The sequence below is a fragment of the Endozoicomonas sp. 2B-B genome, from assembly GCF_053470045.1.
Map to the genome: position 1 here is coordinate 1454093 of NZ_JBLZMU010000001.1, position 18408 is coordinate 1472500.

Here is an 18408-nt window from a genome sequence, read left to right on the forward strand (position 1 = left end):
GGTGCCGCGAAGAGTGAGTATTTAATGATCTTATCCTTGCCTCCGGATATAGAGCGGGTCGCAAAACTCTGGTTTCCATGCTCTCAGGCCCTGTGGGTCCCAGCGTGGGAACGATTTGTTGGAGTTTCGTGACACCTTCTATACAGAGAGGAAGGATAGATCAAGAAAAAACCTTCTGCTTAAGGTCGTTGCTTATTCACATTACCTTATGGAGGGCTGAGGCCGTCTTTCTGGTTCGTATCAACAGGCTTGCGTTTGCGATGTGTTCTTTTGTGCACAGACAGTGTTTTGGCATTCTTGTAAACCTTTCCACACAGGCGCTGTTGGCCATCCTCATCGGCCACGGTCACATCACAGATTTTTTGCCCGGTGTGGGCGTTTTTTTTGTGATCCCAGAGGACATGTCTATTCTTGTAGACCTTCCCGCACGGTCGTTGCTGGCCATCCTCATCGGCTACTATCACATCACAGGTTTTTTGCCCGGTGTGCTCGCTTCTTTTATGATCACCAAGAGCTTGGATATTTTTGCAAACCTTTCCGCATGGCCTTCGCTCGCCATCCTTCCCAACCATCATAACGTCACAGGTTTGTTGCCCGGTGTGGGTACCTCTTTTGTGATCATAAAGGGCTATGGTATTCTTGCAAACCTTTGCGCATGGCCGTCGCTCACCATCCTCCCCAACCATCATAACGTCACAGGTTTGTTGCCCGGTGTGGGCGCTTTTTTTGTGATACCCCAGGGCGCTGACATTTTTGAAGACCTTGCCGCATGCTCGAGGTTGGCCATCTTCTCCTGTCTCGGTTACTTTACAGGTTTGTTGCCCGGAGTGGTATCTGTTTCTGTGATTCGTCAGGGCTCCAACATTCTTGCAGATCAGCGTGCATGGCCTTTGCTGGCCATCCTCTCCGAGCATCATAACGTTACAGGTTTGTTGCCCGGTGTGAGCGCTTCTTTCGTGATACCGTAGAGCGTGGACATTCATGCACACCTTCCCGCATAGCCGCTGCTGGCTATCCTCATCGGCAAGGATCATAGTGCAGATTCTTTGCCCCATGTGCTTTCTTTTTTTATGATCTGAGAGGATAATGGCATTCTTGCAGACTCTCCCGCATGGTTGCGTTATACCATCCTCTCCGACCACGATTACTTCACAGATTTGCTGCCCAGTGTGCATTTTTCTTTTGTGGCCCGACAGGGCACTGGCATTTTTCCAGACCTCCCCGCATGGTCGCAGTCGGCCATCCTCTCCGAACACGGGTGCGAGACAGGTTTTTTTGCCAGTGTGGATTTTTCTTTGGTGATTCAAAAGGGATTGAACACTCTTGTAGACTCTCTCGCAACACCGTAACTGGCGATCCTCATCGACCATTGTCCGGTTACAGCTGACTTGCTCTGCAGGGGCGGTTGTATTGACCGGGTTGTCATCAATACCATATACCTGAAATAGTTGGTCAGAAGCCCATTGGAGTTGAATAGCAAAGGGGTCATTTGATGTTTCATTTGCAGGATCAGAATGCCAGATGCAACGATAGCAGAGACAATTATGGGGGCATGAGTTTTGCTCAGGTACTGCTCCTGATAGGCTTGCCAGACTTTCTTCAAAATTCAGCGACCTTTCATCTGGCCCCATGTTTTCGAAAGATGGTCGGAATTTACAAATGCCATGACAGGGGTGGACGAAACAATCTAAACCCAAAGTATGTGCGTGTTGTTGAGGGTCTGCGTAGCCGTCACCGGAGCCAGAAGACAGAGGGTCGGTGAAAGAGCCTGTTTGTTGGCTGGTGGCTTGCGGGGCTTGTTGGCCAGATGACTCTGATAGCTGGCTTTGTTGTTGTGATTGTTGTTGGTCATATCCGGAGCCGTGCATCATAGTGGTGATTGCAAAAGGCTGATTCCCCTGTGTCAACCTCATTTCTGATTGTTCAATCGGTTTAAACAGTGCCGGGTCGGGGTTCCAATAGCTTTCCAAAAGCCAGCCGACAGTGACAATCCCTTCTATTGGTGGCCATGAATAAGCACGGGCACCCACAGAAGAGGCTTTGCTGGTCATGATCAGTTCGAAGACAAGCAACAAATTCGTGGCGTAAAGCAACTGCCGGGAAATCGACTCAATGAGGGTTGCTTTTACTTCGTAACTGAAAAAACTTTGTCGTTTATAATCAGAGGGTAAATCTGATCTTTTAAAGCCATTTTTATCGGTAATATCTGACGGGTTATCCGACAATGCACGTTGGTCTTGATTTATGGAAAAACTCTGCTTTGAAAAAGCTGCATCCTGTTGAAGCTCGACGACATAGCGTCTGGTCAAGGTTTCGGCCTGACAGGCGACAGTCAGCAGAAGTAGCAGCAGAGCTGTCGCAAAGAGTAAGTATTTAATGATTTTATCCTTGCTTCCGGATATACAGAGAGGAAGGATAGATCAAGAAAGCAGGCGTGTTTTTCTGTTAAAAAACCTTCTGCTAAGGGGCGTTACTTACCTTATGGAGGGCTGTGACCGTCTTTCTGGTTGGTATCAACAGGCTTGCGTTTGCGATGTGTTCTTTTGTGAATAGCCAGTGCTTTGGCATTCTTGTAAACTTTTCCACATGGCTGCTGTTGGCCATCCTCGTCGGCCACGATCACATCACAGGTTTTTTGCCCGGTGTGAGTGTTTTTTTTGTGATACCTTAGAGCACTGACATTCTTGTATACCTTTCCGCAAGGTCGCTGCTGGCCATCCTTTCCGATCAGGATTACGTCACAGGTTTTTTGCCCGGTGTGGTGACTGAATTTATGACACGAGAGGGATTGAGCACTCTTGCAGAGTTTCCCACATGTCTGCGGCTGACCATCCTCCCCGACCACGGTCATATCACAGGTTCTTTGTCCGGTGTGGGCGCATTTTTTGTGATTCGACAGGGCGCTGGCATTCATGCAGACCTTTCCGCATAGCCGTTCCTGACCATCCTCTGTGACCATTATGACTTCACAGGTTTGCTGCCCACTGTGGGCCCTTCTTTTGTGATTCGACAGGGCACCGGCATTTTTCGAGACCTCCCCGCATGGTCGCAGTCGGCCATCCTTCCCGACTACCGGCACGAGACAGGTTTTTTTACCGGAGTGGACTTTTCCTTTGTGATTCAAAAGGGTTTTGATACTCCTGTAGACTTTCTCGCAATTCCGTAGCTGGCCATCCTTACCGACTATTGTCAGGTCACAGGTGACTTGCTCTGCAGGGGCGGTTGTATTGACCGGGTTGTCATCAATGCCATCTAACTGAAATAGTTGGCCTGAAGTGCATTTGAGTTCAATGGCAAAGGGATCATTTGATCTTTCATTTTCAGGATCAAAATGCCATATGCAACGAAAGCAGAGACAGTCATGGGGGCATGGGTTTTGTCCGGGTGTTACTTCTGTATAGCTTGCCAGACTTTCTTCAAAATTCAGCCAGCTTTCATCTGGCTCTGTGTTTTCGAAAGATGGTCGGAATTCACAAATGCCATAACAGGGGTATACGAAACAATCTAAACCTAAAGTATGTGTGTCTTGTTGAGGGTCTCCGTAGCCGTCACCGGTGCCAGAAAACAGAGGGCTGGTGAAAGCGCCTGTTTGTTGGCTGGTGGCTTGCGGAGCCTGTTGGCCAGATGATTCTGATAGCTGGCTTTGTTGTTGTGGTTGTTGTTGGTCATAGCCGGAGCCGTGCATCATAGTAGTGATTGCAAAAGGCTGATTCCCTTGTGACAACCTCATTTCTGATTGTTCAATCGGTTTAAACAGCAGTGAGTCGGGGTTCCAATAGCTTTTCAAAAGCCAGCCGACAGTGACAATGCCTTCTGCGGGGAGCCATGAATAAGTAGCACCCAGAGGGGGGGCTTTGCTGGACATGATCAGTTCGAAAGCAAGCAGCAAATTCGTGGCGTAAAGCAACTGCCAGGAAATCGATTCAATGAGGGTTGTTTTTACTTCGTAATTGAGAAATCTTTGTCGTTTATTATCAGAGGGTAAATCTGGTCTTTTAAAGTCGTTTTTGCCGTCAATATCTGACGGTTTATCCGACAGTGAACGCTGGTCTGGCTTTATAGAAAAACTCTGGTTTGAAAAAGCTGTATTCTGTTGAAGCTCAACAACATAACGTCTGGTCAAGGTTTCGGCCTGACAGGCGACAGCCAGAAAAAGTAGCAGCAGAGTTGTCGCAAAGAGTGAGTATTTAATGATTTTATCCTTGCCTCCGGTTGTACAGAGAGGAAGGATAGATCAAGAAAGCAAGCGTGATTATCTTTCAAAAACCTTCTGCCAAGGGTCGTTACTTATTCACATTACCTTATGGAGGGCTGAGACCGTCGTCCATCCTCCCGGACCAGGGTCACATCACAAGTTTGTTGCCCGGTGTGGTGGCGTCTTTTGTGATTCGAGAGTGCCTGGCTATTCTTGAAGACCCTCCCGCAAGGCCGTCGCTGGTCCTTCTCGTCGACCATTATAGCGTTGCAGGTTTGTTGCCCGGTGTGGTATCTGCTTTTGTGGCATGACAGGGCTCGAACATTCTTGCAGACTATTCCGCATGGTCGTGGTTGGCTGTCCTTCCCGAGTATTATAACCTTGCAGGTTTGGTGCCCGGAGTGGCTACTTCCCATGCTAATGAACGGCCAGGTCACCGTTAAATAACCCAAGAAAGCCAGGAACCCCGGCATGACAACACCCTATAAAATCATCGATATCAGGGAGGAGATGGACTCGCCGGAGGATCTCGGCACCAAGGAGAAATCCTGGTATACCTGGCAGAAACAGAAATGGCTGTTTAAAAAGTCACGCCCGTTAACCGGGGAGCACTGGTCGGAAAAGGTGGCAGAGCAACTTTGCGTGCAGTTGGGTATTCCCCACGCCACCTATGAGATGGCCCGCTTTCAGGGCAATATTGGTGTCACCAGCCCAAGCATTATTACTGATCGTACCCGTTGGCGGATGACTTTGGGTAACCAGCTGTTAATGTCCACTGATAACACCTACCCCGGCGATGAACAACAACGGTTTGTCCGGGTCAGAGAACATACGGTGGCACGGGTAATGGGTATTCTTGAAACCGCAAAAAGTGGTATTCTTCCGCCCTTTAAGGAGAAATTCCCCGAGTTTATGGATGCTGCTGGCGTGTTTACCGGCTACCTTATGCTGGATGCACTGATCAGCAATCAGGATCGGCACCATGAAAACTGGGCGGTTTTACTGGACGATGCCAGCGGTAAAAAGTACCTTTGCCCAACTTATGATCACGCTTCCAGCCTTGGCTGCACAGAGCGGGATGATACCCGGCAGAAACGCCTGTCCACAAAGGACCGGGGGTTTTCCGTTGCGGCATACGTCAGGAAAGCCAGTTGTGCACTCTATAGGTCCAAAGCCGACAACAAACCATTGAAAACCATGGATGCTTTTATTATTGCCAAAGAAATGCAGCCCCGGGCTGCAGGCTTCTGGCTGAAAAAACTCAGCTTGCTGTCCGAGGCTGAAATAGGTCAGCTACTACAGCGAATACCAGAGGAGGTAACAACCCCCATAGCCATTCAATTTGCTGAACAAATGATTTTAGAAAATAGAAGGAGTCTACTATGCACACATCGGTAAACAGCGTATTTTTAGCCTGGCAGGACCCGTTAAAAAGAGAGTGGCACCCGGTGGGCAAGTTGACTCGGAACGGCGATCATTACCAGTTTCAATACACTCGGGGAGCTGGCTATAGTGAACGGTTTACACCGTTTACCGGCATGGAGGATTTAACCAAGGTTTATCGGTCTGAACGGTTGTTCCCCCTGTTTGCCAATCGCCTGTTATCAGAACGTCGGCCTGAATATAAGCTTTTATTATCCTGGCTGGGCCTGGAGGGACAAAATTGCCCACTGCTTATCCTGGCCAAAACCGGTGGTACTAAAAGTACTGATAATTTGCAGGTCTTTCCTGAAGTGCAGCAGGATACAACGGGTTCCTTTGAATTCGACTTTTTTGTTCACGGCGTACGCTACGTTACGGACTCCGCCCGTGCTCGTATCAAAACCCTGCAATCCGGCGATCCGCTTCTACTTATGCAGGATATTCAGAACCCGGCAGATCACCAGGCGATCGCTATTCGCACCACCGAGACACCGGAGATTGTTGGTTATTGCCCACGATATCTGGCGAAGGGCATTCATCAATTGATCGGTCAGAGAGCTGATCTCACACTTGCGGTCAACCGGGTTAATGACGATGCGCCTTTGTACTATCAGCTGATGTGCACACTGACAGTGAAGACAGAAGATACAAAACCACAGTGTAAACTTTTTAATGACGAAGGGTTTAAACCCTACTCACCCGCTTTGTGATGATACCGTGAATCATCATGCAAAATATGTGAACTCGACTACCTTTGAAAAAAATGACTTTGGGACTGCAAATACAACCATTTACTGACCACATGTCAGGATGTGGCCGGTCAGCATGATGAGCTTGTTGATAGTTATAAAGCCATTTTTGTCGGCAATATCTGACGGATTATACGACAGCGAACGCTGGTCTGGCTTTATAGAAAAACTCTGGTTTGAAAAAGCTGTATTCTGTTGAAGCTCAACAACATAACGTTTGGTCAAGGTTTCGGCCTGACAGGCGACAGCCAGAAAAAGTAGCAGCAGAGTTGTCGCAAAGAGTGAGTATTTAATGATTTTATCCTTGCCTCCGGATGTACAGAGGGGAAGGATAGATCAAGAAAGCAAGCGTGATTATCTTTCAAAAACCTTCTGCCAAGGGTCGTTACTTATTCACATTACCTTATGGAGGGCTGAGACCGTCTTTCTGGTTTGTATCAACAGGCTTGCGTTTTTGATGTGTTTTTTGGTGCCTGGACAGGGTAATTGCATTCTTGCAAACCTTTCCACATTGCTGCGGCTGTCCATCCTCCCGGACCAGGGTCACATCACAAGTTTGTTGCCCGGTGTGGTGGCGTCTTTTGTGATTCGAGAGTGCCTGGCTATTCTTGAAGACCCTCCCGCAAGGCCGTCGCTGGTCCTTCTCGTCGATCATTATAGCGTTGCAGGTTTGTTGCCCGGTGTGGTATCTGCTTTTGTGGCATGACAGGGCTCGAGCATTCTTGCAGACTATTCCGCATGGTCGTGGTTGGCTGTCCTTCCCGAGTATTATAACCTTGCAGGTTTGGTGCCCGGAGTGGCTACTTCTTTTGTGATTACAAAGGGCTTGGCTACTCTTGCGAACTGATCCGCATGGCCGTCGCTCGCCATCCTCCCCGACCATCATAATCTGGTTCGCATCAACAGGCTTACGTTTTCGATGCATTCTTTTGTGCTTAGACAGGGTATTTTTATTCTTGTAAATCTTTCCACATGGCTGCGGCTGACCATCCTCCCCGACCAGGGTCACATCACAGGTTTTTTGCGTGGTGTGGGTGCTCCTTTTGTGATCTGACAGGACCTGGTAATTCTTGCAGACCCTCCCGCACGGCCTTTGCCGGTCATCTTCGCCGACCAATACAGCGTTGCAGGTTTTTTGCCCGGTGTGGTATCTGCTTTTGTGACATGACAGGGCTCGAGCACTCTTGCAGACTTTTCCGCATGGGCGAGGTTGGCCATTCTCCCCGATCACGGTCGCGTCACAGTTTTGTTCCGGGGTGTGGAAGCTTCTTTTGTGGACCGACAAAGCACTATAATCCTTGCAGAGAGTCCCGCATGGCTGCTGCTGGCCATCTTCATCGGCCACGATCACATCACAGGTTCTTTGCACCATGTGGACGCTTCTTTTATGAATGAACAGTGTTTTAGCGCTCCTGCAGACTTTTCCACATGGGTATGTTTGACCATCCTTCCCGCCCATTATGAAGTCGCAGACTTGTTGCCCGGTGTGACCTTTTTTTTTGTGATCCCGGAGGGTATGTTTATTCTTGTAGACCTTTCCGCATGGTCGCTGCTGGCCATCCTCTGTGACCATTGTGATGTCACAGATTTGTCGCCCGGAGTGCTCTCTTCTTTTGTGATTCGACAGGTCACAGGCACTCCTGCAGATCGTTCCACAAGGTCGTGGTTGGCTGTTCTTCCCGGATATTATAACGTCGCAGGTTTGTTGCCCGGTGTGGGTACTTCTTTTGTGATTACCAAGGTCCCGGTTATTCTTGAAAACCTTTCCGCATGGCCGTCGCTGGTCATCCTCCCCGACCATCATAACGTCACAGGTTTGTTGCCCGGTGTGAGCTCTTCTTTTGTGCTCCTGCAGAATGCTGACACTCTTGCAGACCATCCCGCATGGCCGCAGATGGCCATCCTCATCGGTCACGATCACATCACAGGCTTTTTGCCCGCAGTGATTTCTTTTTTTGTGATCTGACAGGCTATGGGCATTCTTGCAAACCTTTCCGCATGGCCATTGCTGGCCATCCTTCCCGACCATCATAACGTCACAGGTTTCTTGTCCGGTGTGAGTGGTTTCTTTATGGTAGCTCAGAGCGTAGATATTCTTGCAGACCGTTCCGCAAGGTCGCTGCTGGCCATCCTCTGAGACCAGGGTCACATCACAGGTTTTATTTCCGTTGTGTTCTCTGAATTTATGACACGAGAGAGATTGAGAACTTTTGCAGAGTTTCCCGCATGGCCGCTGCTGACCATTCTCCCCGACCACGGTCACATCACAGGTTCTTTGCCCGGTGTGGGCATTTTTTTTGTGATCTTTCAGGGCTCTGACATTCATGCAGACCTTTCCGCATGGCTGTTCCTGACCATCCTCAGTGACCATTATGACTTCACAGGTTTGTTGCCCGGTGTGCGCCGTTATTCTGTGATACGTCAGGGCATTGGCATTTTTCCAGACCTTCCCGCATGGTCGCAACCGGCCATCGTTTCCGACCACGGGCACAAGGCAGGTTTTTTTACCGCAGTGGACTTTTCTTTTGTGATTCAAAAGGGATTTGACACTCTTGTAGACTTTCTTGCAATTCTTTAGCTGGCCATCCTTGTCGACTATTGTCAGGTTACAGGCGACTTGCTCTGCAGGGGCGGTTGTATTGACCGGGTTGTCATCAATGTCATGTACCTGAATTAGTTGGTCAGAAACGCATTGGAGTTGAATGGCAGAGGGGTCATTTAATGTTTCATTTGCAGGATCAGAATGCCAGATGCAACGATAGCATTGACAATTATGGAGGCATGAGTTTTGTCCGGGTGTTGCTTCTGTGTGGCTAGCCAGGCTTTCTTCAGAATTCAACGACCTTTCAGCTGGCTCCATGTTTTCGGAAGATGATCGGAATTTACAAACGCCATGACAGGGCTGGACGAAACAATCTAAACCCAAAGTATGCGCGTTTTTTTGAGGGCCTCCATGGCCGTCGGAGCCAGAAGACAAAGGGCTGGTGAAAGCGCTTGCTGGCTGGCTGGGGGCTTGCTGGCCAGATGACTCTGGTGACTGGCTGTGTTGTTGTTGGCCATAGCCGGAGCTGTGCATCATAGTAGTGATTACAAAAGGTTGATTCCCCAGTGTCAACTTCATTTCTGATTGTTCAATCGGGTTAAACAGTGGTGAGTCGGGGTTCCAATAACTTTTCAAAAGCCAGCCGACAGTGACAACCCCTTCTATCAGTGGCCATGAATAAGAGGTAGTACCCAGAGGAGGGGCTTTGCTGGTCATGATCAGTTCGAAAGCAACCAGCAAATTTGTGGCGTAAAGCAACTGCCAGGAAATCGACTCAACGAGGGTTGTTTTTTCTTCGTAACTAAAAAAACTTTGTCGTTTATCATCAGAGGGTAAATCTGGTATTTTAAAGCCATTTTTGTCAGCAATATCTGACGGATTATACGACAATGAACGTTTGTGTTTTTTTATAGAAAAACTCTGGTATGAAAAAGCTGCATCCTGTTGAAGCTCAACAACATAACGTCTGGTCAAGGTTTCGGCCTGACAGGCGACAGCCAGAAAAAGTAGCAGCAGAGTTGTCGCAAAGAGTGAGTATTTAATGATTTTATCCTTGCCTCCGGTTGTACAGAGAGGACGGATAGATCAAGAAAGCAAGCGTGATTATCTTTCAAAAACCTTCTGCAAAGGGTCGTTACTTATTCACATTACCTTATGGAGGGCTGAGACCGTCTTTGTGGTCCGCATCAACAGGTTTGCGTTTTCGATGTATTCTTTTGTGCTCAGACAGTGCTCTGACATTCTTGTAAACCTTTCCACATGGCTGCTGTTGGCCATCCTCGCCGACCAATATAGCGTTGCAGGTTTGTTGTCCGCTGTGGTATCTGCTTTTGTGACATGACAGGGCTTGAATACTCTTGCAGACCTTTCCGCATGGCCGGGGTTGGCCATTCATTCCGACCACGGTTACGTCACAGTTTTGTTTCACGTTGTGGACGTTTCTTTTGTGGCACAACAAAGCTTTATTATTCTCGAAGAGAGTCGCGCATGGCCGCTGTTGGCCGTCCTGCCCGACCACCATAAGGTCACAGATTTGTTGCCTGTGGGCGTTTCTTTTGTGGTCGTGCAGGATTTTAGCATTCCAGCAGACTTTTCCGCATGGGTGTGTTTGACCATCCTCCCCGACCACCATGAAGTCACAGATTTGTTGCCCGGTGTGGGAGTATTTTTTGTGATGCCAGAGGATCCGTTTATTCTTGTAGACCTTCCCGCATGGCCGCCGCTGGCCATCCTCTGTTACCATTACGACGTCACAGGTTTGTTGCACGGTGTGCTCATTTCTTTTGTGTTCCGACAGGCTTTCGGCACTCCTGCAGATCGTTCCACATACTCGTGGTTGGCTGTCCTCTCTGAGTATTATAAAGTCGCAGGTTTGTTGCCCGGTGTGGGTGCTTCTTTTGTGATCGCAAAGGGCTCGGCTATTCTTGCAAATCTGTCTGCATGGCCGTTGTTGGCCATCTTCCCCGACCATCATAACGTTACAGGTTTGTTGCCCGGAGTGGTCCTGTCTTCTGTGATTGGACAGGGCTTTAGTATTCTTACAGACTTTCCCGCATGTCCGTGGCTGGTTATCCTCCCCGGTTACTGTCTTGTTACAGGTCATTTGCTTGCTGTGAATGCCTCTTTTGTGCTCCGACAGGGTTTTGGCATTCTTGAAGACCTTCCCGCACGGTTGCTTTTGGCCATCCTCCCCGATTAGGGTTAAGTCACAGATTTTTTTCCCGGAATGGACTCTGCCTGCGTGTCCCAACAAGGCTTGTGTACTTCTGAAGACTTTTCCGCAAAGTCGCGACTGGCCACCACGCCCGACCACTATCAGATTACAGCTATATGCAAAATTGCTATCAATGCCATTTGGTTGAAATAGTTGGCCAAAAGCCCATTGGAGTTGAATGTCAGGAGGATCATTCGATGTTTCTTTTGCATTATCAGAATGTCTGATGCAACGATAGCAGTGACTATTGGCCAAATGGGGGCATGAGTTTTCCCAGTGTGTTGCTCCTGCATGGTTTACCAGACTTTCTTCAACATTCAGCGACCTTTGAACGGGGTCCACGTTTTCATAAGATGGCCGAAATTCGCAAACGCCATGACAGGGATGGACGAAACAATCTAAACCCAGAGTGTGTAAGTATTGTTGAGGGTCTCCGGAGCCGTTGCCATAGCCAGAATATTGAGGGTCGAAAAAAGAGCTTGCAGGTTGACTGGTGGCTTGAGGGGCTTGTTGGCCAGATGACTCTGATAGCTGGCCCTGCGGTTGGTTGTTTCCAGAGCCTTGCATCATAGTGGTGATCACAATCGGCTGATCCCACCGTGCCAACATAGATGTCATCTCTTGTTGTTCAATCTGATTAAACATCGGTGAATCGGGGTTCCAATAACTTTTTAAAAGCCAACCGACAACGACAACCGCTTCTACCGGCAGCCATGAATGGGAGGTGGCGTCCACAGGCATGCCTTTGGTGGTCAGGGTCAGTTCATGGGTAGCCAGCAGGTTCGCAGCGTAGAGCAACTGCCAGGATATCGACTCAATAATTGCTGCTCTAATACCGTAACTGTAAGGTTTGTGTCGTTTGACTTCAGGTGGCAGTTTCTTTTCTGAATGGTTGGTTTTATCTGCAATGTCTGGCAGATCATCCGGCAATGTGCGCCGGTGTGTTGTTATCGAAAAGCTCTGGTTTGAAAAACTTGTATCCTGTTGAAGCTCGACAATAAAACCCAATGTCAACGGTTCGGCCTGGCAGACGTCAGAGAGCAGCAACAGCAGCCCCGCAAAGATTGAGTGTTTAATAATTCTATCCCTGCATTCTGGTTTACAGAAAAGAAGGATAGATCAAAATAATAAGTGTGTTTTTCTTTCAAAAATCTTCTCTTTAAGATCGCTAATTAATTCGCTCTAGCAGCCTGTCGGACTTAAGCGTCCGTAGCGAGGATTGCAAGAAATTGAGGATAAAAATCTCTGTTTCTGAGGAGAATAGCGAGCTATTTGACGAAGAAACAGGGATTTTTAGACCAATTTATTGCAACCGCACGACTGCATGGATGCAGGAGCTAGAGCAACGCAGGAGCAGTTGCCGTGTAGGACAGTCTTAAGTCCGACAGGCTGCTAGCTTCTGGAAGGCTGAGGTTACCGTCCTGTTAAAGATCGTTACTTACTCACTTTACCATTTGGAGGACTGAGGTCATCATCCTGGTCCACATCGACAGATTTGCGTTTTAGATGATATCTTCTTTTGTGATCAGAAAGGGTCAGATTATTCTTAAAGACCTTTCCGCATGGCCTCTGCTGGGCGTCTTTTTCAGCCATGATCACGTCGCAGGTTTGCTTCCCACCGTGGACTCTGTTTTTGTGAGCCCAGATGGTATAAGAATTCTTGCAGACCATCCCGCATGGCTGAGGCTGGCCATGTTCTCCAACAATCTTCACGTCACAGGTTCTTTGTAGGCTGTGGTTTCTTTTTTTGTGATCCGACAGGGTTCCAGCACTATTGCAGATCTTCCCACATGGCCGTTGCTGACCATTCTCTCCGACCACTGTTAGGTTACAGGTTTTTTGCCCGCTATGATTCCTTATTTTGTGACTCGAAAGGGCTAAAGCATTTTTGCAGACTCTCCCGCATGGCTGTTGTCGGCCATCTTTCCCAATCACTGTTGCGCCACAGGTTTTTTCCCCGGTGTGGTATCTGGATTTATGAGTCGAAAGGGCTCTAAAATTCTGGCAAACTGCCCCGCATGGCCGCTGCTGACCATCCTCCGCGACCTCTATTTCATCACAGGTTTTTCGTCCGGTGTGGCGTCTGCCTTTGTGATCCGACAGGAAAACAGAGTTCCTGCAGACTTTCCCGCATGGCCGCTGCTGACCATCATTTCCAACCACAGCGACGTTACAGGTTTTTGGCCCACAATGGTATTTGCTTTTATGAGACGTCGGAGATTTGTCGTTTTTGCAAACCACCCCGCATGGTTGTTGCTCGCCACTCTCCCCGACCGCAGTCACCTCACAGTTTTTTTGCCTTGTATGGATTCTTCTTTTCTGATTCGACAGTGCTTGAGTACTTTGAAAGGCTTTCCCGAATTGCCGCAGATGGTCATCTTCCGCGACCACTACCGCGTTGCAGGTTGCTTGCTCGGCTGGAGCCCTTATATCGGTTGTGCCTGCACCCGTTGAGTCCGGGGCGACTCCTTCAAGGTTGCAGCTATTGGCCGGGTTGCCATCAATGTGAAGTGCCTGAGATAGTTCGCCAGAAAAACATTGGAGTCGAATGTCAGGGGAATCATTCGATGTTTCTTTTACAGGATCAGAATGACTGATGCAAAGATAGTAGTGTCTATTGGCCAAATAGGTAGATGAATTTTGTTTGGGAGTTGCTTTTGTAAGGTTTGTCAAGCCTTCAACAGGCGATCGAAATTTACAAACGCCATAACAGGGATGGACGAAACAATCTAAACCAAGAGTATGTTGCTGTTGTTGAGGGTTCTCGTTATCTTCGTCAGAGTCGGAATACAGAAGGCTGGTGAAATAGCCTATCGGATGGCTGGGGGCTGCTGCGGGGGCCTGCAGACCCGATGATCCTGAAGGCTGACCTTGTTGTTGGTTATTTCCAGAGCCAGGCATCATAGTGGTAATCACAAACGGGTGATCCTGACTTATCTCTTGTTGTCGAATCAGATTAAGCAGCAATGAATCCGGGTTCCAATAGCTTTTTAAAATCCAGCCGAAAGCGACAACCGTTTCTACTGGTAGCCACGAATAAGGGGCAGAGCTCAGAAGGGCATCTCTGGAGGTCAGGATCACTTCGAGGGCAACCAGTAGATTCGTGGCGTAAAGCAACTGCCGGGAAATCGACCCAATCAAGGTTGCTTTTACCTCATAATATTTTTGTCGTTTATAATAAGATGGTAAAACTTGTCCTGTATGGCGGCTTGTTTCGGCATTGACTGACGGGTTACCCGATAATCTCTGGTCTTTGTTTAATGGAAAGCTTTGGTTTGGAAAACCTGAATCCTGTTGAAACTCGACCATAAAACGTCTTGTCAACGGATCGGCTTGAGCGGTGGCAGACAGGGAATGTAGTAGTAACAGCGATGCCACAAAAAGTGAGTGTTTAATCATTCTATCCTTGAGTTCCGGTCTACAGAGAGGAAGGATAGATCAAAAAAATAAGCGTGTTTTTCTGTCAAAAGCCTCCTGTTAAATATCGTTACTTACTTTACCTTTTGAAGGGCTGTGGTCATCGTGCTGCTCCAGATCAACAGGCTTGCGTTTTCGATGATATCTACTTTTGTGCTCAGACAGGGATTTAAGATTCCGGTAGACCTTCCCGCATCGTCGCCGCTGGCCATCCTTCGCGACCACCATCGAGTTACAGGTTTGTTCCCCTGTGTGGTCTTTTTTTTTGTGAAACCACAATGCTTGAGCGTTAAGGAAGATTTTTCCGCATGTTTGCGACTCCTGATCTTCTCCAACAATGTGCTCGTCACAGGCTCTTGGTAGGTTGTGGTTTCTTTTTTTGTGTTCCGACAGGGTTCCGGCACTTTTGCAGATCTTCCCGCATGGTTGCTGCCGACCATTCTCTGTGACCATGTTTACGTCACAGGTTTTTTGTCCGCTGTGCTGCTTGCTTTTATGTTCCGAAAAGGCACTGAAATTTTTGCAGACCTTCCCGCATGGCCGTGGCCGACCATCTTTTGTGACCACAGTTACGTCACAGGTTTTTTTCCCGGTGTGGATTCTTCTTTTGTGATCCCAGAAGTCTTTAGGGTTCTTGCAGACCATCCCGCATGACCGCTGCTGGCCATCTTTTGTCACCACTGTTATATCACAGACAGGTTGCCCGCTGTGGTGCCTGAGTTTATGAGATGACAGGGCTCTGGAGTTTCTACAAACCAAGCCGCATGGACGCTGCTGACCATGCTCCCCAACCACAATTACTTCGCAGGTTTGTTGCTTGCTGTGAATGCCTTTTTTGTGTTCCGACAGGGCTCGTGCTGTCCTGTAGACCTTTCCGCATGTTTGCAGCTGGCCACCACTCTTAAACACTATCAAGTTGCACCTATTGGCCGGTCTGTTATTCATGCTATATATCTGAGATTGCTGGCCAGAAGCGTATTCGAATTGAGTAGCAAGGCGGGGATTCGATGTTTCGATTTCAGGATCAGAATACCTGACGCAACGATAACAATGATTATTGACCAGATGCGGGCATGAGTTTCGTGCGGGTTCAGATTCTGCAGGGCTTGCCAGACTTTCGGAAGGTGGTCGGAATATACAAACGCCATTGCAGGGATGGACGTAACAATCTAAACCCAAAGTATGTGAGTGTTGTTGAGGGTCTCGGTTATCTTCGCCGACGCCGGAATACAAAAGGCTAATGAAAGAGCTTAGAGGGTTGGTGGGTGTTTCGGGGGGGGGCTGGTCCGATGCAGCTGATGGTTGATCTTGTGGTTGGTTATGTTCAGAGCCACGCATCATAGCAGTAATCACAAACGGGTGATCCTGACTTATTTCTTGTTGTTGAACCCGATTCAGAAGCAGTGAATCTGGGTTCCAATAGCTTTTTAAAAGCCAACCGACAGCAGCAACCGTTTCTTCCGGTAGCCATGAATAAGGAGCGGGGCTGAGAGAGGTGTCTCTGGTGGTCAGGGTCAGCTCGAAGGCAACCAGCAGATTCGTGGCGTAAAGTAACTGCCAGTAAATCGACTCAATGAGGGTTGTTATTATCTCGTAACTGACACGCTTACGTCGTTTATAATAGGTAGGTAAATCTGGTCCTGCATCGCCGTTTAAGTAGACAATGACTGACGGGCTACCGGACAATAGACGCCGGTCTGTCTTTATTGAAAAGCTCTGGTTTGGGAAACCTGCATCCTGTTGAAGTTCGACAATAAAGCGCCCCGTCAACGGTTCCGCCTGACAGGTGAAAGACAACAACATTAGCAGCAACAGCAGTGCCGCAAAAAGTAAGTGTTCAATAATTCTATCCTTGCATTCCGGTTTACAGAGAGGAAGGATAGATCAAGAAAATAAGAGTGTTTTTCTGTCAAATAGTTTCTGTTAGAGATCATTGCTTTCTTGCTTTACTTTTTCGAGGGCTGAGGATCATCATCCTGATCCACATAAACAGACTTGCGCTTACGATGCGTTCTTTTGTGGTTAGCCAGGGCTCTGGCATTAATGCAAACCAATCCGCATGGCCGCTGTTGGCCATTCTCCCCGACCCATGTTAAGTGACAGGTTCGTTGTCCAGTGTGGAAGCTGCTTTTGTGGCTTGTTAGGGCTACCGCATTCTTGCAGACTGCCCCGCAAGGCTGTGGCTGGCCATTCTGCCCGATCACAGTGGCGTCACAGTTTTGTTGTTCGGTGTGGTATCTTCTTTTGTGATCCGAAAAGGCTCTGGCATTTTGGCAGACCGTTCCGCATGATCGCGGTCGGCCATCCTGACCGACCAGGGTCGCGTCACAGGTTTGTTGCCCGGTGTGGCATCTTCTTTTGTGATCCGACAAGGATTTAGCATTCTTGCAGACTATCCCGCATGGCCGCTGCTGGCCATCCTCCCCAATCACGGTTAGGTCACAGGTTTTTTGACCGGTATGGTAATTGCTTTTGTGCTCTGAGAAGGTTTGAGCGTTTTTGCAGACCTTTCCGCATGTCCGCTGCTGGCCATCCTTCCCGATCACAGTCATTTGACAGGTTTGTTGCCCGTTGAGGTCTCTGCCCCTGCGATGCACCCGGGCCTGAGCATTTTTGCAGATGGTTCCACATGGCCGCTGTTGGCCATCCTCCCGGAACATCATTGAGTCACAGGTTTTTTGCCCGCTGTGGTATCTTCTCTTGTGAGTCGAAAGGGCTATAGCATTCTTGCAGACTTTCCTGCATGGCTGGGGCTGACCATCCTGCCCAATCACGGTTACTTCACAGGTTTGTTGTCCGGTGTGGTATCTTCTTTTGTGATCCGAGAAGGCTTTAATACTCTTGCAGACCATTCCGCATGTCCGCTGCTGACCATCCTTCCTGACCAACGTCAGGTTACAGGTTTTTTGCCCGGAGTGGTGTCTTATTCTGTGATCCGTCAGGGCTTTAGCAGTCTTGCAGACTTTCTCGCATGGCAGCTGCTGGCCATCAGTGCCGACCGATGTTAAGTGACAGGTTTTTTGTCCAGTGTGGAAGCTGCTTTTGTGAGACGCCAGGGCTCCAGCATTCTTGCAGACCACCTGGCAAGGCTGCGGTTGGCCATTCTGCCCGATTACAGTCGCGTCACAGCTTTGTTGTTCGGTGTGGTATCTTCTTTTGTGAGTCCAGAAGGCATAGACATTCTTGTATAACTTCCCACATTGGCGCAGCTGGCCATCTTCATCGACTTCTATCAGGTTACAGATTACTTGCCAGGTGGGCTGAGTTTTATCTGATCGGAATCTACAGGCGCCATGACAGGGATAGACGAAACAATTTAAGCCCAAAGTATGTGAGTGTTGTTGTGGGTCTCCTTTACCGTCACCAGATTCAGAATTCAGGAGACTGGAGACGTAGCCTGTAGCATGGGTGGTGGTTTTTGGGGCTTGATGGCGGGATGATTCTGTTGGCTGACGTTGTTGCTGCTCATGTCCCGAGCCGTGCATTATAGTGGTGGCCCCGGCAGTCAGGATCAGTTCATAAGCAATCAGAAGGTTCGTGGCATAAAGCCCTGGCCACGAAATCAACTCTGACGGGCCCGGTAACCTCAGCTGGTCAGGCTTTACAGAAAAGATCTGCTTTTGAGAACCTGTATTCTCCTCAAACGCGACAATAAAACGTCCTGTCAAAGGTTCGGCCATACACACTGCAGCAAACAACAATAGTAAGAACAGCGGTGCTGCAAAGGGTGAATATTTAATCATTCTATCCTTGCTTTGCGGGTTACAGATGGGAAAGGATAGATCATGAAATGAGCATTTTTTGCAATTTAAGATCTTCTGCAATAAACCAGAGATTTACTGGCAAAACTGAATAAAAGTGCTGATCT

At 48.5% G+C, this 18408-nt stretch carries 11 protein-coding genes; 2 read left to right on the forward strand and 9 right to left on the reverse strand.

Annotated features, from left to right (window positions below; genetic code table 11):
* Positions 1 to 206 precede the first annotated feature (206 nt).
* From ACOMHB_RS05955 to ACOMHB_RS05965, 3 genes are all read right to left on the reverse strand, one after another.
* Positions 207 to 2309 carry a hypothetical protein gene (locus ACOMHB_RS05955; RefSeq protein ID WP_448215879.1) on the reverse strand — a complete coding sequence of 701 codons (2103 nt, stop codon included), beginning with the start codon at positions 2307 to 2309 and terminating at the stop codon, positions 207 to 209.
* A gap of 170 nt (positions 2310 to 2479) precedes the next feature.
* Positions 2480 to 4123: a hypothetical protein gene (locus tag ACOMHB_RS05960; protein WP_448215880.1), complete on the reverse strand. Its 1644-nt coding sequence runs from the start codon at positions 4121 to 4123 to the stop codon at positions 2480 to 2482.
* 173 nt (positions 4124 to 4296) lie between these two features.
* A complete protein-coding gene (locus ACOMHB_RS05965; RefSeq protein ID WP_448215881.1) occupies positions 4297 to 4668 on the reverse strand; it encodes a hypothetical protein in 372 nt (123 codons plus the stop codon).
* Between ACOMHB_RS05965 and ACOMHB_RS05970 the strand changes: the two genes are divergently transcribed.
* Both ACOMHB_RS05970 and ACOMHB_RS05975 read left to right on the forward strand, forming a co-directional pair.
* On the forward strand, positions 4667 to 5593 hold the full coding sequence (locus ACOMHB_RS05970) for a HipA domain-containing protein (RefSeq protein WP_422132412.1): 927 nt from the start codon (positions 4667 to 4669) through the stop codon (positions 5591 to 5593). The two genes, ACOMHB_RS05965 and ACOMHB_RS05970, sit on opposite strands and share 2 nt — an antisense overlap.
* The gene (locus ACOMHB_RS05975; RefSeq protein ID WP_448215882.1) at positions 5578 to 6327 is read left to right on the forward strand and encodes an HIRAN domain-containing protein; all 750 of its coding nucleotides are present in this window, start codon (positions 5578 to 5580) and stop codon (positions 6325 to 6327) included. Before ACOMHB_RS05970 ends, ACOMHB_RS05975 begins: the two co-directional genes overlap by 16 nt.
* A gap of 81 nt (positions 6328 to 6408) precedes the next feature.
* Here the strand turns inward: ACOMHB_RS05975 and ACOMHB_RS05980 are convergent, their stop codons facing one another.
* The 6 genes from ACOMHB_RS05980 to ACOMHB_RS06005 all read right to left on the reverse strand — a co-directional run bounded on the left by ACOMHB_RS05980 (position 6409) and on the right by ACOMHB_RS06005 (position 18283).
* A complete protein-coding gene (locus ACOMHB_RS05980) occupies positions 6409 to 6591 on the reverse strand; it encodes a hypothetical protein (protein ID WP_448215883.1) in 183 nt (60 codons plus the stop codon).
* A 178-nt stretch (positions 6592 to 6769) separates the two neighbouring features.
* Positions 6770 to 9883, reverse strand: coding sequence for a hypothetical protein (locus tag ACOMHB_RS05985; protein WP_448215884.1), 3114 nt, complete (start codon positions 9881 to 9883; stop codon positions 6770 to 6772).
* Between the two features lie 178 nt (positions 9884 to 10061).
* Positions 10062 to 12170, reverse strand: coding sequence for a hypothetical protein (locus ACOMHB_RS05990; RefSeq protein ID WP_448215885.1), 2109 nt, complete (start codon positions 12168 to 12170; stop codon positions 10062 to 10064).
* Between the two features lie 387 nt (positions 12171 to 12557).
* Entirely contained in the window at positions 12558 to 14522 is a 1965-nt protein-coding gene (locus tag ACOMHB_RS05995) for a hypothetical protein (RefSeq protein ID WP_448215886.1), read from the reverse strand.
* Positions 14523 to 14600: 78 nt separating this feature from the next.
* Positions 14601 to 16343, reverse strand: a complete 1743-nt coding sequence (locus ACOMHB_RS06000) for a hypothetical protein (protein ID WP_448215887.1) — start codon at positions 16341 to 16343, stop codon at positions 14601 to 14603.
* Between the two features lie 143 nt (positions 16344 to 16486).
* Positions 16487 to 18283 carry a hypothetical protein gene (locus tag ACOMHB_RS06005; protein WP_448215888.1) on the reverse strand — a complete coding sequence of 599 codons (1797 nt, stop codon included), beginning with the start codon at positions 18281 to 18283 and terminating at the stop codon, positions 16487 to 16489.
* Between the last annotated feature and the right edge of the window lie 125 nt (positions 18284 to 18408).

Coding starts and splice junctions, on each gene's coding strand:
- ACOMHB_RS05970 (WP_422132412.1), top strand. CDS start 4,667: ATGACAACACCCTATAAAATCATCGATATCAGGGAGGAGATGGACTCG.
- ACOMHB_RS05965 (WP_448215881.1), bottom strand. CDS start 4,668: ATGCCGGGGTTCCTGGCTTTCTTGGGTTATTTAACGGTGACCTGGCCG.
- ACOMHB_RS05975 (WP_448215882.1), top strand. CDS start 5,578: ATGCACACATCGGTAAACAGCGTATTTTTAGCCTGGCAGGACCCGTTA.
- ACOMHB_RS05995 (WP_448215886.1), bottom strand. CDS start 14,522: ATGATTAAACACTCACTTTTTGTGGCATCGCTGTTACTACTACATTCC.
- ACOMHB_RS06000 (WP_448215887.1), bottom strand. CDS start 16,343: ATGTTGTTGTCTTTCACCTGTCAGGCGGAACCGTTGACGGGGCGCTTT.
- ACOMHB_RS06005 (WP_448215888.1), bottom strand. CDS start 18,283: ATGATTAAATATTCACCCTTTGCAGCACCGCTGTTCTTACTATTGTTG.